This is a genomic window from Agromyces allii (assembly GCF_009749385.1).
In the GTDB taxonomy this organism is placed as follows: domain Bacteria; phylum Actinomycetota; class Actinomycetes; order Actinomycetales; family Microbacteriaceae; genus Agromyces; species Agromyces allii.
Genome location: NZ_WBIN01000007.1, coordinates 256,373 through 276,027, shown reverse-complemented (window position 1 = coordinate 276,027; position 19,655 = coordinate 256,373). Strand labels below are relative to the sequence as shown.

The following is a 19,655-nucleotide window of genomic DNA, read 5'->3' as shown; positions in this document are numbered from 1 at the left end:
CGTCGTGGAACTCCAACTTGCACCGATGCTGGCTTTGCTCGCCGATGCGGCAACGATCGTCACAGGCCTTGCAGTGCTTTTCGCGGTCGTCCCGTACTTCCAGAGCCGGAAGCAGCGCAGGCAGGAGAACGATCAGTGGTACGTGGAGCGATATTGGCACCTGCAGGACAGAAAGCGGCCCACCAAGCATTGGAACGGATCGATCACCGTTGTGGTTCCGTTCGCGGTCCGATACGCGGAGCTGAAGCTGTGCGAGGACGAGCTCGATGCCCGCGCTCACGGCTGGGTGACGAATGACAGTTGGTCGGTCTGGAAGGGCTCGATCTACGCGCATCGCGACGATGAAATGATGATGGATATCGTCGAGCGAACACCCAGGCTCGAGCTCGTTCGGCTGAGGGAGTATTTGAAGACCGGCGTTGATCCGATCGAGGTCGGGCAGTGGCGCCAGTTCTGGCGTGGGTTGAGGTAGCCGAGCGAAAGCCGTGTGCGGCCCACGGTTGCACGGGCGCCCTCTTCCTGTGGCGACTTCCTCCTCGGGGTATCACCGAAGCGCTTCCGACTCGTGCGCCTTTCGGCAAGTAAGCAGACGGTGTGGTCACACGCCGGTCCTGCAAGTCCGCGACGGTCAGGCTTCTGGCGATACCGCAAGACACGGCGCCCGTGGCGGCCGCAGATCGATCGTCGGCACGCCATCGCTATCGACTCCGCGCTTCGCGAGCAGCTCGACCATGTCCTCCTGCCGAGGCTGGCCGAGCGTCAGCCGGTAGAGCGTCAGCGCGTCGCGCAACCGCTCGTACTTCTGGATGTCCCGGCTGAGGGGGTATCGCGCCAGCACGCGGTCGATGCGAGTGCTTCCCGGGTACATCCACCACGGCGAGAACTCGCCGAGATCGTTGGAGACCCTGGTCGCGGCATTGAACGCCGCCCCCCACGCAGACTGATCGTCTGATGCCAGAACGTCACCCCAATGCGCCTCGGCGACGTTCTTACGTACCGCGTGGCCGGCGAACCGGTTGACCCGTCCTTCACGTTGCTCGAAGTCGACCGGGTTCGTGGGCAGGTTCCAGTGCACCACTGAATGGCTCCACCAGTGGAAGTCGATCCCCTCTTGGCCGACGCTCGTCGAGGCGAGCACGAACGGGGCGAACGGGCTGTTGAAGGCGGCCCGAACCTCACCTTGGCGAACACCCGACTGGTCGTCATCGGTCGCGAGACGCCCACCGTACCTCAGCGCGAACCGGGCCATGAGCGGAATCTCGTTCCGCTCCGGTGCGTTGTCGCGGGCCAGGTATCGCGCGGGGCGAAGCTCCAGGGCCTCGACGGCCCGGCGAGCCAGACTCAGCAACCCGTCGTCGCCGAGGTCGCCACCACCTTCTTCGCTGTGCAGCTGAAAGAGGTACTCGTCGAGAACCGACTGCAGGTTGCCGTCAGCGCAATAGTCGAGCACGCTCTGCCAGTACGGCTGCGTGTCGCCGTAGAGGGTGACCAGCAGGGCCGTCGACTCCGTTCGGTTGAACAACGATCGGATGCCTCGTACGAGCGCGAATGCCGCGACCCAGACCCCCTCGTCGGTGCTGTTCGGTCCGGCGATGCTTCGCACCGCCCGCCAGGCGATCGCACCGGGCGCATGGGCGGCGAGCCTCGCGAGGCCTGGATGCGAGGTGGGCGTGTGCGCCGAAGCATCCAGTGCAGCGCGGACGTGCTCGACGAGGCCGCCGATGCGTTCGGCTTCGCCCCGGAGCTGTACGAGCGCCTCTGGGTCGAGGCGGTGCAGACCAGGGGGGAGCGAACCGGGGTATGCGAAGAACGCGTCCGCTGCTTGGTCGGCGGGCTCCCCGGCGAGGAGGCGTTCTTCGAGCTCGGACTCGAGTGCGGCCGACGAGACACGGCCACTCTGTTCGCGCGCCGCACGGAGCGGATCGCCGAGTGCCGCCAGGGTGGGGTGCGGCCAGAACAGCGCCAAGGTCGACATGGCTGCCGGCCGTGAATCCTCGGCGAGGCGGTACATCAAGCGGGGGCGAACACTCAGACGGGCTTCCGGAGTGTTCGCACGCAGGAGCGATCGGTCGCCGGCCGCGAGACGGTCGGCTTCGTAACTCAGGAGCCCGGCGACGGCGGTGGGCACCCCGCTCCAGGCTGAGAAGATCACCTGCTTGGTCACACTTCCCGTCGAGAACGGGCTGAAGACCGGGCCCGGGTCGAGGTACGGCATCGTCGGCGGCACCCAGAGCAGCCGCCACCAGCCCTGCCCGACGGTCTCCTCGGCAAGCGCACGCAGATGGCTGTTGCCGAGGTCGACCGGCTCGAAGGCTTCGACGCGGTCGGCATCGAGTGATCGGGTCGAGGCGAGCGCAGCGGCCACCGCATCGCCATCCGGCCCCTGAAGCGTGGCCTTGAGGCGCTCGGCCGGCTTATAGCCGTCCATGAACCCGGCGAAATACGGGATCGACTTCCAGTACTCGAGGTCGATCGGTGAACCCACTGCGCGCCCGAGTTCGCGGAGCGACGCCCATTCGCGGAGGTCTGTCGCGGTGGGTGCCGCGGTAGCCAGCTCACGGACGCGCACCAGGTCTTCACGCACGCCGATCGGTGGGCGCTCCGAACGGCTCATGTATGGCAGGAGGGCCTCGCGCACACGTCGCGCCGCGGCATCCGCGTCGTGACCGAGCACCAGAGCTTGACGGTATTCCCCCAATGTCGACGCGACCTGTGTGGTGATCTCGGGTGATCCGCCGGCGAGGAATCGGATCGTCGCGAGAAAGTCCCGGGCATGGTCGTCATCTCCGTCATCCCGATTCGTGAACGGTTTGTACGGCGTCGCCGACAGCAGCAACACCTTCGCATTGGGGTGTTCGAACAGTGCATGGGCGAGCTCGGCGGCATCCCCCGACTCCGGATCGAGGAGGTGCCGGAACCGCTGGAACTCATCGAGGATGATGAGGTCGGGTTCGAGCGTGTCCACGCCCGACTTGGCGAGCGACTGCCTGAACTGCGCGATGAGGTCATGGTTGCGATGCCAGAGCTCGTCGGGCACCGATCGCTTGCGGCGAACTTCATCGCGGAGTTCCACGAATCGCGCGAGCGAGCCATCTCGCTCGATGTGGTCCCGGAACGATCCGACAATGCGGGGGTCCAGCTCACCGCGGATCTCCCGGCGCAGAGGCTTCACGTACCAATCGTCGAATCGCTTCGGGCTCTGGACGGTGCCGTGCATGAGCAGCCGGGTGACTCGGCGGTCGGAGTCGGTGACGTTGGCGAACTCGTCGAGCATGAGCGTGAGCATCGCACGTTCGGTCGCGTTTCCTTGCCGCCATCCGCCCTCGCTGAACGAGGTTCCCGGGGTGAACGACACGAGGTTGACCTTCTTGCCCGGGCCGTCGGATACTTCCGCGAGCCGGGAGCTCTCCTTCGCGAGCAGGGTGAGGCGGGTCGCCATGCCGATATGGCGGTCGCCGGTGACGTTGAGTCGGCGCAGATTCTGCGCTGCGAGGTCGGCGTTGCTGCAGACGTAGACGACGTCGATTCGCTGCACCGAGTCGTCGACCTCGAGCTGCTCGATCGCACGGGCGATCACGCCGCGCGCGACGATGCTCTTGCCGAGGCCCGTCTCGTCGGCGACGAGGAAGCGACCGGATGCCGCGCCCGAGCCTTCGCCGTAGAACCGATCGATCACGTGGTCGACGGCGTCCCGTTGAAACCCCTTGAGGCCGGCCATGACGGCGTCGGCGTCGACCGCGGTCATGCGTCTGCCCCTGCCAGTTCGAGGTGTGCTTGCCAGACCTGTTCCCACAGTTCCTCGAACCCGTCGGGGAGGATGGCCTGCTCGTCGTGTGAACGGAGGAAATCGACGATCCGGCGCGCGTCGGCGAGCCCGCGGTGCCCATCGCCGACGGCTCGGACGAGTGCCTCGAACAGACCGGCTCCGTCGCCCGATGCGTCGGCCGACCCGAAGAATCCCGCAGCTCCCGACCCCGATTCTGCGATCCACCCGCCGGAGAGTTCGAGCAGCAGGGTGAGGAGTCGCACGAAGGACGCTCGATCGATGAGTTGTCGAGCGATCACCGCGTCACGCCTCGTGGCGACATCGTCGAGAAGCCGGGCCAGCACGATCGTGCGCCGTTCTCGGCCGGATGCATCGCGGCCGACGAGCACGATGAACGGGGTGATATCGGCGAGCGGCACGCCGGAAATCACGGTCGACTCGGCCTCGCTCTGAGCGAGTGCCGTGTCCCCGAGGTCCGGTCGGGTGAGCAGGTGCCAGCGGAGCGAGAATTCATCGGATGCCGCGGCACGGGCGGCCTTCGTCGCTCGCTTCGTCGAGTGCTCCGGTGCGTCACACCAGACACGCAGGTCGTGACGCTCGCCCGATACCACCCGGACGTTCAACCGCAGGCTCGCGAACGAGCGCATGAATCTCTCGAGTCGCCTATTTGCCTCTTCGTTCTCGTCGGGTGCCTGGCCGCCCGTGGTCTCATACGTCTGCTTCAGGTCTCCGAGGGCCACCAGGCTGGCCTGAACGCCCACTTTCGCGACCGAGCCGACCAACTCGACCATGACCTCGACGTTCTGCTGCCACGCCGGGAGCGTCGCGTTCGCCGAGCCGAGGAACAGATGGGCGCCGTCCATCCGATCCACGATCACGGCCTTGGCGTGCAGGCCGGCGAGCCGCTCGGTCGGGGCGACGTACGCCGATGCGGCACCTGCGTCGGCGTCGAGGTCGGCCTGCGTCGCGGCATCGTCGAGGGCGTACGTCGAGAGCCGGGCATCGAGGGACCCGGGAGACAGACGATCGAGGCCCTCGGTTCGGGAGAGGAGATGCGTCTCCGCGCGCACGCCGGAGCGGATCATCCGAAGGCCATCGTCGGTGACGAACGGTGAGATGATCAACGCCCGCTGCCCTCGCAGGTCCGGCACTTCGCTCCCTTGAACGCCGAAGGCATGGAACTGCATGCGCTTGATCGAGTCGGGATGCTCCCACACGACCGACCGCCAGCGGTCGGCGAGGGCCTCGATCCGCTTCTGGCGGTCCGCCGGGAGTGAGAGCACTGCCATCGTCGGCAGAACCCGGAGCAGCCCGGACAACGGCTTGTTCGTTGCCGCAGACTCACGCCGCTCCCCATCGGCGGCGGGGCGGCCGTCGAGGCGCACGACGAGGTCCCAGCTGCGATCGCCGGTGAGATTGCGGCTCGCGCAGAGGAACCGATATGCGAGCTCATCACCCGACCGGTACTCGAGGAACCACACCTTCGGGTGGAAGAGGCCGCGCCGAACGGTCACGGGATGCACCATTGGTTCGAGGAACGCGACGAGGTCAGAGCGTGCGCCCATGGAGATCTCACCGGCCTGGCCGAACACGTCGATGCGGTCGGCCGCTCGTCGGATCGCGTCCAGGACCCCCAGTGCGTCGTCCGCGGTTGCGAGTCGATGCGACGCGAACGAGAGCGGGATCGCGAGTGCAGTCGCGAGATCGAGCGTGAAGCTCGTGCCGACCGCATGCGAAAGCTCGAACCCCGACGGAGGTCTGAGCTGTTCCGTCAGCGCCGCACGTGATTGTGGCTCAAGCATCGACCACACCGTTCTCTCGCTGCAGACCATCGTGGATGTCGAGCAGGATGCCCCGGGCCTGTGGCCACCGATACACGAGGGCGCCCGCGCCCGAGCTCCCACCCCAGCTCGCGAGTCGCGCCCGATTGCCGATGCGCGCCTGCGCTCCCTTGTGTTCGCGTTCCCGACGCTCCATAAAGGATCGGGCGGCCTCGTGGCCGGCCAGCGCCGCCGGGTTCGACTGCTGCACCAGGCTGAACCAGTCGCGCACGAACGCCCGGGTCTTGAAGTGGATCGGCGTGCCGCGCACCAGCTCGACCCGCGCGAGCATGCCGTCGAGGTTCCACGTGTTCAGATCCACCAGCGAGGGGAGTTCCGCTCCCCAGTCGGCGACCTGCTCGCGGAACCGGGATGTCGGCTCGGTGACCCGGTCGTATCCGGCGTCCTCATACTCCTCCGCGAGCAGGAGGTTGTAGATGAGTTGCGCGCCGTGCATGAGTGCCGAGAAAGCCCTGGCGTCGCTCAGCACCTGCGTCGCGTCGCCGCCGAGGCCGTGGATCGCAGGGTCCGCCCACGGTGCGAAGCTCTCGCGCGAAGGCTGCTCGATCGCGAAATGGGCGAACAACGTCCCTGGAGCCTCGTTGAGAATTCGATCCCGTAGCCAGCCGGCTTCGTCTGTGGAGAGCCTGAACCCATCGGGGATCGTCTTCGGGAATCCCTCAGGGGCAGGGGGCAGCTCGCTCGACCATGCCGAGAATCGTGCCGGTGCAGCCGCTCCGAGATCTGCTGCGCCGGTCGGCATTCCATCGAATCGAAGCACGTCTGCACGCGAGAGCGACTCATCGGCGAGGATCCGATAGTGCCGCAGCATCGACCAGTAGATGAGCGACGGCAGGTTCTTGAGCGCCTCGCCGGCCTGCATGCCGAGCAGACCCGCGTAATCCCCGGAGGCCTTCAACGCGTGGATGACATCGCGCTCAGCGCGATCGGCGTCGGCGCTCGGGTTCGGGCGCCCAGCTGCCTTCTGATAGGCCCACGGAACGAACAGGAGGTATCGGGCCCTGGTCAACAGTGTCGACGTTCCCGGAAAGAGTGCGTCGGAGAGCGCATCCCTGATCTGACCGAGCCCCAGCTCATCGCGGCTTTCGCGGTCGCTGAACAATCGGATGATGTCGCGCATCCGACGCTGCTCCTCGCTCGATGCGTCGAGCCAAGCGATGAGTGACGGCATGTGCTCAGTGTTCCGGCCCGGACGGCTGTGCGGCAACCCACGCGTATGACTTGCTGCGCATCGATCGGCCGTATGCCAGCCTTGGAACGGCGGTGAACGCCGAACGACGCTGGCTTCGCTGAGGAGGAACTCCGTGATTCCCGATTTCCAAGCGCTCATGCGTCCCGTGCTAGAGCTGACGTCGGATGGTGCGGTCCATCCGATGAAACAGGTCATCGACGATCTCGGTGCCGAGTTCGACGTCAGCGATGACGAGCGGGCCGAGCTCATCCCGAGTGGGCAGCGACGATTCGACAACAAGGCGCACTGGGCCGTGTCGCACCTGTTCCAAGCGGGTTTGCTCGAGCGCCCACTGCGGGCGCACATCAGGATCACCGATCGTGGACGTCAGGCCCTCGTAGAGATCCCCGAGCGGATCGACGTGAAGGCGCTTGGGCGCTACCCGGAGTACGTCGCATTCAGGTCCCGATCCCGAATTCGAAAAGCCGACCTGAGCTCCAACCCGACCGCAGAGACCGACGACCGCTCACCGCTCGAGCTCGCGCAGGCTGCGGAGGCCGAGAATCGTGCCGCAGTCGAGGGCGAAATCCTCGAGCGGGTCCTCGCGGTCTCGCCTCGAGACTTCGAAGTACTCGTCATCAAGCTCCTGAGCAAGATGGGATACGGACAGCACGGCGTCGTCGAACACTCGGGGCAGCCAGGTGACCGTGGGATCGACGGCATCATCAGCCAGGATCCACTCGGTCTTGACCGGATCTACATTCAAGCGAAGCGCTACAACGGAACGGTCGTACAGCGCCCGGAGATCCAAAAGTTCGTCGGCGCGCTGATGGGTGCTCAAGGCGATCGCGGAGTCTTCATCACCTCGAGCCGCTTCACGCAGGGCGCGATCGAGGAAGCTCGCAGGGTCAATGCGAGGATCGAACTCATCGACGGAGACCGCCTCGCGCAGCTCATGGTGCGGCATGAGGTTGGAGTTCAGGCGGATGCACCGATCGTCCTGTATCGCGTCGACGAGGACTTCTTCGAGGCGCTCTGAGCCGGCGATGCGAACACATCACACCGGATTCGGCTCCGCAGCGATCGAGAAGCTTCGTGCCGTCGTCGCGGAGGCGAAGCAGGGCAACCCGCTCGCCCCCGTCACGATCATCGTCCGCGACAACATTGCGGCGATCAGTGCTCGCCGAGCACTTGCGAGCGGAATCGGCGATCACCCTGGTGTCGCCGCCGTCAACGTCCTGACGCTCCGCCGGCTTGCCGAGCAGCTGCTCGCTGCTGCGAGTGCGACGTTGCCACCCGTGACGTCTGCTCGACTCACGGCGATCTGGCGGAGTCGGCTGGCTCAGGCAGGCGGATGTTTCGAGCCGGTCGCGCATCACTCAGCAACCATTCGGGCGCTGGTTCGCGCGCACCATGAGCTTCGCGGATTGGACGAGGACTCATTCGCCGCGATCACCGCCTCAGGTGAGCTCGGTGCCGACCTCGTTCGCCTGCATCACGAGGTCACACTGCGTGCGCTCGACGGGCGGCGAGACGAGGTCGCGGTCCTCGAGGCCGCGGTGCAGCTTCTCCGCCAGCGCGATATCGACGTCGCGCTCGCATTCGGGCGGGTGATCGTGTACTTGCCCGGCGAGCCGTCTCCCGTCGAACGCGCCTTCCTCCAGGCGTTGGACGGCTCGGCCGCGCCACCGGTCATGACGATCCTCGGCATGACCGACCTCACGGAGGTCGACGAGCCGCTCGCCGCAGCCTTCGGCCAACTCAGGGCGGCAGATGGCACAGATTCAGCCCAGCAGCCCGATCAAGCCCACGCCACCCGCATCCTCCACGCTTCCGACTCCGATGACGAGGTCCGCGCCGTCACCCGCGAAGTGCGCGCACTGCTCGCCGACGGCGCAGCCGCCCATCGGGTCGCCGTCCTCCATTCGCAAGCGGTGCCATACTCTCGGCTCCTTCACAACCATCTCGCGGCCGCCGGGATCGCCGCCAACGGCCCCGGCGGGCGACCTCTCCGCGACCGCGCCGTCGCCGATGCGTTCCTCACCCTCCTCATGCTGGATCCAGACGACCTGCGTCGGGTCGCATTCTTCGATTGGTTGGGGCGGGCCCCGATCCGGCTCGGCGAGGACGGGGCATCCGTTCCGCGCACGCGCTGGGAGCGACTGAGTCGCGAGGCCGGTATTACGGGCGGGGACTGGGCCGGGCGGCTGGCCGATCACGAGGCGCGCCACCAGGCGAGGCTCGTGTCAGACCGCGACGATCCCGATGCGAGCCCCGGCTCCATTGCATATCGGGAGCGCTCGATCGCCGAGTCGCAGGCACTCGCAGTATTCGTCTCCGAGTTGCGCCGACGTCTCGAGGAAGGTCGCGCGCTCGGAGGTTGGGCGGCGTTCGGCGAATGGGCGCTCGCGCTGTTGCACCGGTACTTCGGGCGCTCCGACGCGATGAACCGGCTCCCCGAGGAAGAGCAGCGCGCCGCGACGGCGATCGAGCAGACACTCGGTGGGCTGGCTGAGCTCGACGGCATCGGGATGCCACCGACACTCGGCTCCCTGGTCGAGATCCTCGAGGTCGACCTCGACGGGCGCACGTCGCGGGTCGGCCGGTACGGCGACGGAGTGTTCGTCGGACCGATCGACGCCGCGCTCTCGCTCGACGCCGACCACGTCTTCGTGGTCGGGCTCTCCGAGGATTTGTACCCGGGCCGCGCGCACGTCGACCCCATCCTGCCTGACGCGGTGAGGGTGCAGACCGCCGGCGCCCTCGATACCGCGGGTGACCGACTTCGTCGCAGGCATCGCGCACTGCTCGCGGCGTTCGCCGCCGGCGATGTCACGGCGAGCTTCCCGCGGGGCGACCTCCGGCGCGGTGCCGAACGACTGCCGAGCCGGTGGCTCATGCCGACGCTTCGCGCGATCACGGGCAGACCCGACCTCGAGGCCACGCGATGGAGTGAGGCATCCGGCACCCACATGCGTTCGGTCGCGTCGCACTGGGAGGGCGTCGCGCGCGCCGACCGGCCCGGAACCGAGCAGGAGTGGCGGCTTCGGCATCTGGTGGGGGAGAGCGCAAACGGCAGACAAGTCGGCCTCCCAGGCGATACGGCGTTGACCGCCGCGCTCGACCTCATCCGTGCCCGTGGCGTCGATGCGTTCACCCGCTTCGACGGCAATCTCGCGGGCACGACCGGTCTGCCCGACTATGCGAGCGGGACCGACCTCGTCTCACCGACGGCGCTCGAGAAGTACGCCGATTGCGCACATGCGTTCTTCGTCGAGCGTCTGCTCGGCGTGCGCCCGCTCGAGACGCCGGAGGAGATCATCCGGATCCGGCCGTGGGACCTCGGCTCGATCATCCACACCGTGCTCGATCGGCTCACCGAGGAGTCGCCGAGCCTGCCCGATTTCGGGGAGCCGTGGACGGCCGCGCACCGTGCGCGCATGCACGAGATCGCCGAGGCGGTCATGGCCGACTTCGAGCGGCGAGGGCTCACGGGACATCCGCGCCTCTGGGCGCCGGAGCGCGTGCAGGTGCATCGCGACCTCGACCTCGCGCTTGATCTCGACGACGCCGCGCACGCCGCTCGCGACTCGCGGATCCTCGAGAGCGAACTGCCGTTCGGCATGCACGGCAAGGCCGCGGTGCGGGTTGAGGTCGAGGGCGGCGTGGTCGCGATGCGTGGCAGTGCCGACCGTGTCGACGTCACGCGCGACGGCACGCTTCTCGTGACAGACTTCAAGACCGGCAGCGCGCGCGGATTCAGCGATATCCCGAAGGATCCCGTCGTCGCCGGCACTAAGCTACAGCTTCCGCTCTACGCGCACGCGGCGCGCGACGCGTTCGGAAACGAGCGGGTCGAGGCTGGCTACTGGTTCATCGGGCGCAAGAATCGTGGCGACCGCATCGATGTCGTGCTCGACGAACAGCTTGAGCGAACCTATGTCGCCGCGCTCGCCACACTCGTCGCCGGCATTCGCGACGGGTACTTCATTGCGAAGCCTCCGTCCGCCGATGACTTCGCGTGGATACAGTGCCCGTTCTGCAACCCTGACGGCGTCGGATACGGTCACGTGCGCGGCCCCAGCGAGCGCAAGCGAACCGATGCTTCGCTGCGGCGCCTGTACTCGCTGATCGATCCGTCGGCGGTGCCTTCTGACGCGTCGGACGGGGTGCGCGGATGACCCCGGCCGCTCGCCTCCCGCTCGCCGACGATCCGGCTCGCTCGGAGATCCGCGAGAACCTCGCGGAGAGCCTGTTCGTCGACGCTGGCGCGGGTACGGGCAAGACCTCAGCGCTCGTCGCACGTGTCGTCAACTCGGTGCTGCACGACGGCGTGCCGCTCGCGAAGACCGCGGTCGTGACCTTCACCGAGAAAGCGGGCACCGAGCTCCGTGATCGTTTGCGCGCCGAGTTCGAGAAGGTGCACCGTGAGGCGGCCGCCGAGGCCGCGGCGTCGGCTGTCGCGGGTACGGATGGGCAGGGCGTGGGTTCATCGCTCGAGCGCATCGTCCAGCAGGCCCTCGACGACCTCGACGGCGCTGCGATCGGCACACTGCACTCGTTCGCCCAGCGCATCCTCGCGGCTTTCCCGATCCAGGCCGCCATGCCGCCGCTGGTCGAGGTGCTCGACGAAGTCGGGTCATCCGTCGCCTTCGACGACCGCTGGACGACGATGTGGCGCCGCATGCTCGACGACGACGATCTCGCCGACCCGCTGCAGCTCGTGCTCGAGGTCGGCACGACGCCCGACCAACTCCGGTCACTCACCCGCGCCTTCGGCAACGACTGGGACCTGATCGAGTCGCACGTGCTCGCGCAGCCGCGGGGCGCGATGGTCCTGCCGGACACTGACGGCCTGCTGCGCCACGCGGTGCTCGTGAGCGAGGCTGAGGCGGACTGCCGTGACGACGCCGACCTGTTCCTCGGCGTCATCCGGAACGTTGCAGCGTGGGTCGAGTCATTCCGGCAGGCTGTCGACCACGGCGAGCAGTTCGCGCGCGTTCGCGAACTGGCCGACCTCGGGATCGGTAGGGGCGGCAAGGGCGCGAACTGGCCGGACCTGCCGGGCCTCAAAGACGAGGTCAAGGCCCTCAAGGCGAATGCCGCGGCCGTCGCCGGGCAATACGGTGATGCTGCGCTGCGGCCCATTGCGCGGTGGATCGCACAGGCCGTGCTCGACGGTGCGCGCGAGCGCGTGGCATCCGGTTCGCTGGAATTCCACGACCTGCTGGTTGCGTCGCGCGACCTGCTGCGGCGCGACGCTGACGTGCGTGCCCGACTCCAGGCCGAGTACCCACGGCTGCTGCTTGATGAGTTCCAAGACACCGACCCGATCCAGATCGAGCTTGCGGTGCGCATCGCGGGCGGACGAGCTGCGGATGCCGCGGACTGGCATGACATCGAAGTGCCGGCAGGATCGCTGTTCGTCGTCGGCGACCCGAAGCAGTCGATCTATCGCTTCCGCCGCGCGAACATCGCGACCTACCTCGAGGCGGGCGAGTGGTTCGGCCGCCGTCTGTCCCTGGTCACGAACTTCCGCACGGTGCCCCCGGTCGTCGACTGGATCAATGAGGTGTTCGGTCGGGTCATTCGTGAGCAGCCGCGGATGCAGCCCCCGTATGAGTCGCTCGACGCGCACCGGTCCACCAGGTCGAACGACGGCCGCCTCGAGGGGCCCGCTGTGACCCTTCTCGGCGTCGAACCGCACCCGTCGAAGACGACGGTCGGGCCGCAGCGCGAAGCTGAGGCATCCGATGTGGCTGCCGTGATCACGACCGCGCTCGCCGAGGGGTGGACCGTGTTTGACCGGGTCGCGAAGCGGTGGCGGCCGCTCACCGCGCGCGACATCGCGGTCTTGATTCCGTCGCGCACCTCGCTGCCGATGCTCGAAGAGGCCTTGGACGCCGCAGGAATTCCGTACCGTGCCGAGTCGAGCTCGCTCGTCTACCAGTCGATCGAGGTCCGCTCGCTCATGGCCGCGGCGCGGGCGATCGCCGATCCGAGTGACCAGCTCTCGGCGGTCACGGCGCTCCGATCGGCGCTGTTCGGATGCGGCGACGACGACTTGTTCGCGCACAAGCGCGATGGAGGGAGCTTCACAGTCGGTGCGCCGGTGCCGGACGAGCTGACCGACACGGCCGTCGGCCGCGCGATGGGGTACCTCGGTAGCCTGGCCCGACGGAGCCGATGGATGTCGCCCGCAGATCTGCTGACCTGCCTCGCGGTCGATCGGCGAGTGCTCGAGGCGGCTTCCGTCACCGAGCGTCCGTCGCGCGTGCGCGACCACTGGGGGAGGATCCGGTTCGTCATCGATCAGGCGCGGGCCTGGTCGGAGGTCGAGCACGGCGGACTGCGCGAGTACCTCGCCTGGGCCGGGCATCAGGCCCAGGATGCCGCGCGCGTCGCCGAGTCGCTACTGCCCGAGACTGACCTCGACGTCGTGCGGATCATGACCGTGCACGCGGCGAAGGGGCTGGAATTCGGGATGGTCGTGCTGTCCGGCATGACCAGCCATCCGCGGCGGTCGTCGGGCGTACGCCTGCTCTGGACCGCGGAAGTGGGCTATGCCGTCAGGCTGTCGGGGCCGATCGAGACGAACGACTTCGCCGATGCCGCACCGCTCGATGAACAGATGGACGGCGAGGAGCGGCGCCGCCTCCTATACGTCGCGGCGACCCGAGCGCGGGACCACCTCGTAGTGTCGTTGCATCGAGCGGCTCGGCCGGTGGTCGCGACGGCCGCCGAGATCCTGGTCGATGCCGGAGCGTTGGATGTGCCAGGAGCCGTTGGGTTCTCGGCGGCGGATGTGACCGCCGGGTCGAGTGATGCCGGGGGCCGACCGTCGCCGGCGGCTCAACCCGGGACGTCGTTCGAGGAGTGGACACAGGAGACAGTCGCTGCCCGTGAACGATCGCAGCAGCCCTCGGCCCGAACCGCATCAGGCCTCGAGGGAACCGAGCCTGAGGTGGTGTGGGCGATCTCCGATGCGCTCGAGTCGGGAGATGAGCCAGGCGCCGAAATCGCGGCCGGTCGGGCGAAGGGCGGGCGCGACATCGAACTCGCGCCCTGGCTGAAGGGGCGATACGGCAACCTCATCGGGCGGGCGGTGCACGGCACGTTGCAGGCCGTCGATGGGAACGCTTCGCTGGTCGAATCGGTCGCGGAATCACAGGCCCTCGCAGAGGGGGTTCCTTCGCTTGCTTCGACCGTTGCGGGATACGTACGGTCTGCACTCGCGACCGAGGTCGTGGAGCGGGCGTTCGCGTCGGAGCACTGGAGCGAACTCTACGTCGGCACCTCGGAAGACGACGGCCTTGTGCTCGAGGGATTCATCGACCTGCTCTTCCGCGACGTCGATGGATCGCTCGTGATCGTCGACTACAAGACCGACACAGTCGCCGGCGCGGATGCGCTCGAGGAGCGCGCAGTGCATTACGGACCCCAGCTGCGGGCGTATGTGCGTGCGCTGGAAGCGGCGACCGGTGAGCGTGCTTCGGCGCAGTTGGTGTTCCTCGACGGCGGTGGACTGCCGGGCAGGGTCGTCGGGGTAGAGGCGGACAGGGAGGTGTGATGACCACACGGCCGCACGCCGAGCCGATCTGATGCTCCGTTGGCGCGCTCACTGGTCGAGAGAGGCACGGAATAGCGCTCCTCATCCGTTTCCACACGGGTGTGCGGGCGGAATCGTTAGCGGCGGCCGGAGTGGGCGTTACGGCCTCCGAGGGGAATGTCGGTGGGTCTCCGTACTGTTGTGATCTTCGGCCGAGTCCGGAGTCATCTCAGGAGACGACCATGGTGTTGGACTCGTATCTCAGCCCAGCGATGGCGCAGCAGCTCCGGGCGGCCGGTGTGTCACGGCACCAGGTCGACCGGACGGCGTTCTTCGCCGATGTCGCGGCCCTCGAGCTGCGGCTCGCGATCATCGACGACCGGTTCGAGCGGCTCGCGTGCCGGCCCGACGGCCCGTATCAGGACTGGCGTCGCGACACGCTCACCAAGGTGCGCGCGATCGCCTCGAGAGCGAGGGTGCTCGAGGAGGCTCGCGACCTCGAAGCTCACCATCGCCGGAGAGTTGCCGCACTGCTGATGGCCATGAGCCGGCGCCTGGAGTCGCTCGATGTTCGTCACGCCGCGTTCGGGGATCGCCGTGCGCGCAGTGCAGCGAATGCGAAGATCGGCAGAGCCCTCGGCGTATAGCCCGCGGAGCGCAACGAAGAGGAGAAAGGTCGGCTGATGATCGACACCACGTTCGACTTCCGCAATGACGCATCGGGCAAGGACCCCGACAAGTACAGCCCGACGTTGCGGAGGTATCACCGCGCGCTTTGGAGCAAGCCCCTGCCGAATGGGCGTGTGTTCGACCTCGACGACTCAACACAAGGCGCGTACCTGCATCACAAGTCGGACCTCGGTGAGTTCGTCCTGGCAAGTGACTCGTGCATTCCCACCTTCACGACTTGGGTGACGATGCGGCACATCCTGGAGCAGATTCCCGCGGAGGAGGTGCTGGCGTTCAGGCGAGCCGCGTACACCATCGGCGGTATGATGGTCTTTCCGGGCAACAAGGTCGACGGGAGGCAGACTCTCAACGGCGCCCGTGGCTTCACGAGGAAGATCGCCGATCGGCTCGACCTTACTCTGGAGTGCATTCGTCGGTACTACTTGGACGAACCGAGCCCGCTCGCTGCGGTGCTCGCCCGGTATGAGGACTTCTTCGAACTGTTCGAGGACTTCACCGGGTACGTCGATTTCTTCCTCCTGCAGGACCTCGTGTCCGCCGACGGTTCGGGCGTCCGATTCCTCATGCGCTTTGACGACTTTAGCGGCCGGTCGGTTCCGGGAGCGCTCGACGAGTACGTCGCGTATCGGAGTGCGACGCTCGAATTCATCGAGGCACGTAACCGACGTATCGCGGCCCTCGGCCTTTGACCGGCGGCGTGGCGTGGGCGGCATCGCGGCGATGACGGAGTGACGCGGCCCGAATCGGAGAGGAGCCTCGGCTGCTCACTGTCGCATCGCCTGACTCGACGCAAGGCCCGCGACTCACTGCGCGCGGCGCGCAAAGCGGCGAGACCAACGGGTGCGCCCCCGGCGTGCCGACGTCGACGCGGCAACGCAATCGTTCGATACAGAGGTGGCAACCGTGATGACATGGATTCACGGCAGCATCCGTGGGAGGCTGAGCCACACCGCTCGCGAGGCGGGAGTCCGGGTGACTGAGGATGGCACCAGTTCGATGACGAGATAGGCGGTCCCATGACCTTCGACGACCGGGAAGTCGAACCGATGGAGATGCTCGCGACGCTGGCCTCGGCCGGGCTCGTCGTGCCGCCGACGGGCGACACCGACCTTCGCGATATCACGAAGATCGGGCCGTGGAACTGGGCCAGTACCGACCGCATCGGACACCTCGATGCAGGCGATGACCTCTACATGTTTCACGTGAAGGCGGTGCTGGACAGGCTGCTTGAAGGTGGTGCAATGTTCGATCTCTGCCACGCTGGGCACGGTATGAACTCGTACGGGCTCAATCTCGTGACGACGAGCGGGCCGATCGCCGCATTCATCCAGCACGGCTGGGGTGGCGTCTACATGGATCCGCTGAGACAACGATTCCGAATCAACGCGACGTACTCGCGACTTCATGAACTCTTTGGACGGATCGCTGAACCCGATGCTCCACTCCGTTGGGTGCTGCTTTACTCGGAGTTCCGAGGTGTCTGCGGCGTCGTAGATCTCGTCAAGTATGCGTCTGGAAGGTCGCTCGACGAGGCATACCTGCCGTCACTCTCGGAGCCTGCAATGGACCGCGACGATGCGTCACTCTTCGAGGACCTCGCTACTCAGCCAGGGCTCTTGAATCCTCCGTTCAGCGGCGAGCCCGCGTGGAGATTCTCCGAGGTCCACTGACCAGCCTTACCCGCGAAGCCGATGTGCTCGCTCGCCTCAAGCGCGGTGAGCGAGCGAGCCTCACTCGGGCAATCACCCAACAAGAACTACGCCTGGCCGTCCGACGTGACCGAGGCGGCATCGATCGCGTCGAGGAGCGCCGGGGCGTGGGTCGAGACGGTCTCCCAGAGGCGGGCGTTGTCGAGGCCGGCGTAATTGTGCGCGGCGATGTTGCGGGTGGCTCGGAGGCCGTCGCGGGCGAGTCGGGGCAGGGCGGCCGCGATCTCGTCGGGGAGTTGGCGGTTCACCAGATCGGCGAGGTGGATGACCGCGAGCATGCCGATGTCGTAAGCGTCGGATTCGGTGTCAGCGAACGCCTCGCGGCCGTCACGAGTGGCGCGCTCGAAGCGCGAGCGGAGTCGGGCGACCTCTGCGGCGAGGCGTTCACGTGAGCGCTCAGAACCATCACCGTCGGTTCTGGGGCGAGCGGTGAACCGGCCGCGAGGTGCATCGGAGTCGCCGCCGGTCACAGGGGCACTGCTTCGCGACGAAGGGCCCGCACGACCGGGTCCGAGTCATCGTCGACCACGGCGTCGACCGGGAAACCGATGAGGTCAGCCACCTCTTGGCGGAAGGCGGCGAGGGTCAGGAAGTCGACCTCGGGGCCGGCCTCGACGAGGAGGTCGACATCGCTGTCGGCGGTGTCGGTTCCGCGAGCGGCCGAGCCGAAGACGCGGATGTCACTGACGCCGTACTTGGGGGCGAGTTCGAGGATGCGCTCGGCGAAGAGTTCGAGGGGAATCGATGGCCGCATCCGGGCGGCGCGCAGGATTCGCTCCCGGAGTTCGTCGCTCGGCACCCGGGCGCCCGACTCGATCATCGCGAGGTTCGGCTGCTTGATGCCGGCCAGGGTCGCCAGCGCGCGCTGCGAGAGCCCGGCGTCTTCGCGCGCGCGCCGCACGAGCGTTGCGGCATCCGGCTGTCTGGCGGTCACACGCCGAGTATATCGCGGTGATATCGCGGCGGCGAGGGAGTGACGCGGAGAGGAATCCTCGGTCGGGGTTGTTGTGCTGGTTGCGGTGGAATACCATTCCAGAAATCGGCACGGGTCGCGCATTGATAGGGAACACGCGAATCGGTTGGTGGGGGCACCCGGAGAAGTTGCGAACCGGATTCACGGCGAAGTGGATCTTCGGGCGCGAGGGCGCTGGGCGATGGAGGTCGTCCAGCGCCCTGTCTATTCCCCCGATCGAGCTCGCCGATCCTCCGAGCGAAATCTGGGCCGTTCGCGCCGTTGGCTCATCTGACCCCGCCAGTGCCGCCGCTCGCAACGACTCGTCCGGCCGAGCCCGCTCACCAGGACCACTTGTCCCGCCTTTTGAAGTGACTCTTGCGGCTTTCGAGAATCTTGGAATACCATTCCAAAATCGCAACGACGAGGGAGTGGTGACGAGTGACCGGTGGTTCGGAACAGGGTGGCGTGACGCCGCTGCTCGAGGTGCTCGACTCGTCGTACGGCAGCGTCGACGTCGAGTCGGCGGCTGCGGCATCCGTCGGTGTCAGCGTGCGCGATGCTCGAGACGAGCGCGCGACGGGCGACACTCCGTCCCCCGCCGACGGCGTGCTCGTGCAGTACGCCGACATCACGGCCGAGGTCATGGACGCGAACCCCACGTGGAAGGTCATCGGCCGGTACGGCGTGGGGGTCGACACGATCGATCTGGCCGCGGCATCCGCTCGGGGGATCGCCGTGGTGAACGTGCCCGACTACTGCGAGGAGGAGGTCGCGACGCACGCGGCCGCGCTCATGCTCGACGCGAACCGGCGCATCACCGCCGCTGACGCGCTCGTGCGCCGCGGCGAGTGGGCCGACTGGGCGCAGCTGCGGCCCATCGCGCCGCTGTCGACGGCGACGCTCTCGCTCATCGGGGTGGGGCGCATCGGGCGCGAGGTGATTCGCCTCATGCGTCCGTTCGTCGGGCGCATCATCGCGCACGACCCGTACGCCGGCGCGATCGAGGGTGTCGAGCTCGTCGACCTCGACACCGCGCTCGCCGAGGGCGACGTCGTGAGCCTGCACCTTCCGCTCAGCGCGGCCACGCATCACCTCATCGGCGCCGACGCGATCGCGCGCATGAAGCCGACCGCGACGCTCGTGAACGTCTCGCGCGGCGGACTCGTCGACGGCGCCGCGCTCGCCGCGGCCCTGCACGACGGGCGCCTCGCGTTCGCCGCCCTCGACGTGCTCGAGACCGAGCCGCCCGCGGCCGACGACCCGCTGCTCGCCGCGCCCAACGCGATCATCACGAACCACCTCGCGTGGTACTCCGAGGCCTCCGAGCAGCGCCTGCGCGCGCGCCTCGCCGAACGCTGCGCGGCGGTGCTGCGCGGGCGCGACATCCCCTCGCTCGTCAACCGTCAGCAGCTCGCGGATGTCGCTGCCGCCGCATCATCCGCAGCCGGCCGCCACGCGGCATCCGTCACCACCGAAGCCACCGCCGCCACCGCCGTCCCCACCCTGGAGCACTCATGAGCCTCGCCGCCGACTACACGCCCGCAGAACTGCGCGACCTCGCGCTCGAGCCGACCGGGGCACCCGCCCGGGTGCTCGCGGGCGACCCGCAGACCGCCGAGCACGTGCTCGCCGTGCGCGACGGGCTCGAGATCGGCGTCTGGGAGGTCACGCCCGGGGAGTTCGCCTCGGCCAAGCCCACGAGCGGCGAGGTCATGCAGTTCCTCTCGGGGGAGGGCTCGATCACGCACGCCGACGGGTCGGTCACGCGCATCGCGCCCGGCTCGGTGCTCGTGCTCGAACCCGGCTGGACCGGCACCTGGCGGGTCTCCGCGACGGTGCGCAAGGTCTACACGATCTTCGACGCGGTGCCGGCTGCCGCTACGGAAACCCCCGCCGCAGCCTCCTCCGAGGCATCCGAAACCCAACGGAACACCGCCGACATCTGACCGAAATCAGATTTCGGTACGGTGTTTC

14 protein-coding genes are annotated in these 19,655 nt (G+C 67.6%); 8 read left to right on the top strand and 6 right to left on the bottom strand.

The genetic code is table 11. The features are described from left to right. Positions 1-4: 4 nt before the first annotated feature. Entirely contained in the window at positions 5-472 is a 468-nt protein-coding gene (locus GQR16_RS11030; RefSeq protein WP_157415181.1) for a hypothetical protein, read from the top strand. A gap of 156 nt (positions 473-628) precedes the next feature. Here the strand turns inward: GQR16_RS11030 and GQR16_RS11025 are convergent, their stop codons facing one another. The 3 genes from GQR16_RS11025 to GQR16_RS11015 are packed head-to-tail and all read right to left on the bottom strand — an operon-like array spanning position 629 to position 6,778. Beyond that, positions 629-3,745, bottom strand: a complete 3,117-nt coding sequence (locus tag GQR16_RS11025) for a helicase-related protein (RefSeq protein WP_157415180.1) — start codon at positions 3,743-3,745, stop codon at positions 629-631. Next, entirely contained in the window at positions 3,742-5,568 is a 1,827-nt protein-coding gene (locus GQR16_RS11020) for a phospholipase D family protein (protein ID WP_157415179.1), read from the bottom strand. Before GQR16_RS11020 ends, GQR16_RS11025 begins: the two co-directional genes overlap by 4 nt. Further along, on the bottom strand, positions 5,561-6,778 hold the full coding sequence (locus tag GQR16_RS11015; RefSeq protein ID WP_157415178.1) for a DUF6361 family protein: 1,218 nt from the start codon (positions 6,776-6,778) through the stop codon (positions 5,561-5,563). The genes GQR16_RS11020 and GQR16_RS11015 overlap by 8 nt, the downstream gene beginning before the upstream one ends. A gap of 133 nt (positions 6,779-6,911) precedes the next feature. Between GQR16_RS11015 and GQR16_RS11010 the strand changes: the two genes are divergently transcribed. The 3 genes from GQR16_RS11010 to GQR16_RS11000 are packed head-to-tail and all read left to right on the top strand — an operon-like array spanning position 6,912 to position 14,348. Continuing rightward, positions 6,912-7,817: a restriction endonuclease gene (locus tag GQR16_RS11010; protein WP_211373490.1), complete on the top strand. Its 906-nt coding sequence runs from the start codon at positions 6,912-6,914 to the stop codon at positions 7,815-7,817. Then, complete coding sequence (locus GQR16_RS11005; protein WP_170298465.1) at positions 7,765-10,959, top strand: PD-(D/E)XK nuclease family protein; 3,195 nt, start codon at positions 7,765-7,767, stop codon at positions 10,957-10,959. Before GQR16_RS11010 ends, GQR16_RS11005 begins: the two co-directional genes overlap by 53 nt. Continuing rightward, the gene (locus GQR16_RS11000) at positions 10,956-14,348 is read left to right on the top strand and encodes a UvrD-helicase domain-containing protein (RefSeq protein WP_157415176.1); all 3,393 of its coding nucleotides are present in this window, start codon (positions 10,956-10,958) and stop codon (positions 14,346-14,348) included. Before GQR16_RS11005 ends, GQR16_RS11000 begins: the two co-directional genes overlap by 4 nt. Before the next feature lie 281 nt (positions 14,349-14,629). On the opposite strand, the gene GQR16_RS10995 is transcribed toward GQR16_RS11000, so the two are convergent. Continuing rightward, positions 14,630-14,905 carry a hypothetical protein gene (locus GQR16_RS10995; RefSeq protein ID WP_157415175.1) on the bottom strand — a complete coding sequence of 92 codons (276 nt, stop codon included), beginning with the start codon at positions 14,903-14,905 and terminating at the stop codon, positions 14,630-14,632. Positions 14,906-15,010: 105 nt separating this feature from the next. Between GQR16_RS10995 and GQR16_RS10990 the strand changes: the two genes are divergently transcribed. Next, positions 15,011-15,706 carry a DUF6994 family protein gene (locus tag GQR16_RS10990; RefSeq protein WP_157415174.1) on the top strand — a complete coding sequence of 232 codons (696 nt, stop codon included), beginning with the start codon at positions 15,011-15,013 and terminating at the stop codon, positions 15,704-15,706. A 327-nt stretch (positions 15,707-16,033) separates the two neighbouring features. Then, on the top strand, positions 16,034-16,687 hold the full coding sequence (locus GQR16_RS10985) for a hypothetical protein (RefSeq protein WP_157415173.1): 654 nt from the start codon (positions 16,034-16,036) through the stop codon (positions 16,685-16,687). Positions 16,688-16,773: 86 nt separating this feature from the next. On the opposite strand, the gene GQR16_RS10980 is transcribed toward GQR16_RS10985, so the two are convergent. After that, the gene (locus GQR16_RS10980; RefSeq protein ID WP_157415172.1) at positions 16,774-17,196 is read right to left on the bottom strand and encodes a HepT-like ribonuclease domain-containing protein; all 423 of its coding nucleotides are present in this window, start codon (positions 17,194-17,196) and stop codon (positions 16,774-16,776) included. Further along, positions 17,193-17,660, bottom strand: coding sequence for an XRE family transcriptional regulator (locus tag GQR16_RS10975; RefSeq protein ID WP_246200738.1), 468 nt, complete (start codon positions 17,658-17,660; stop codon positions 17,193-17,195). The genes GQR16_RS10980 and GQR16_RS10975 overlap by 4 nt, the downstream gene beginning before the upstream one ends. 459 nt (positions 17,661-18,119) lie before the next feature. Here GQR16_RS10975 and GQR16_RS10970 point away from each other — a divergent pair, with 459 nt between their 5' ends. Next, positions 18,120-19,199, top strand: coding sequence for a C-terminal binding protein (locus tag GQR16_RS10970; RefSeq protein ID WP_157415170.1), 1,080 nt, complete (start codon positions 18,120-18,122; stop codon positions 19,197-19,199). Then, a complete protein-coding gene (locus GQR16_RS10965) occupies positions 19,196-19,627 on the top strand; it encodes a cupin domain-containing protein (protein ID WP_157415169.1) in 432 nt (143 codons plus the stop codon). Before GQR16_RS10970 ends, GQR16_RS10965 begins: the two co-directional genes overlap by 4 nt. Positions 19,628-19,655: the final 28 nt, after the last annotated feature.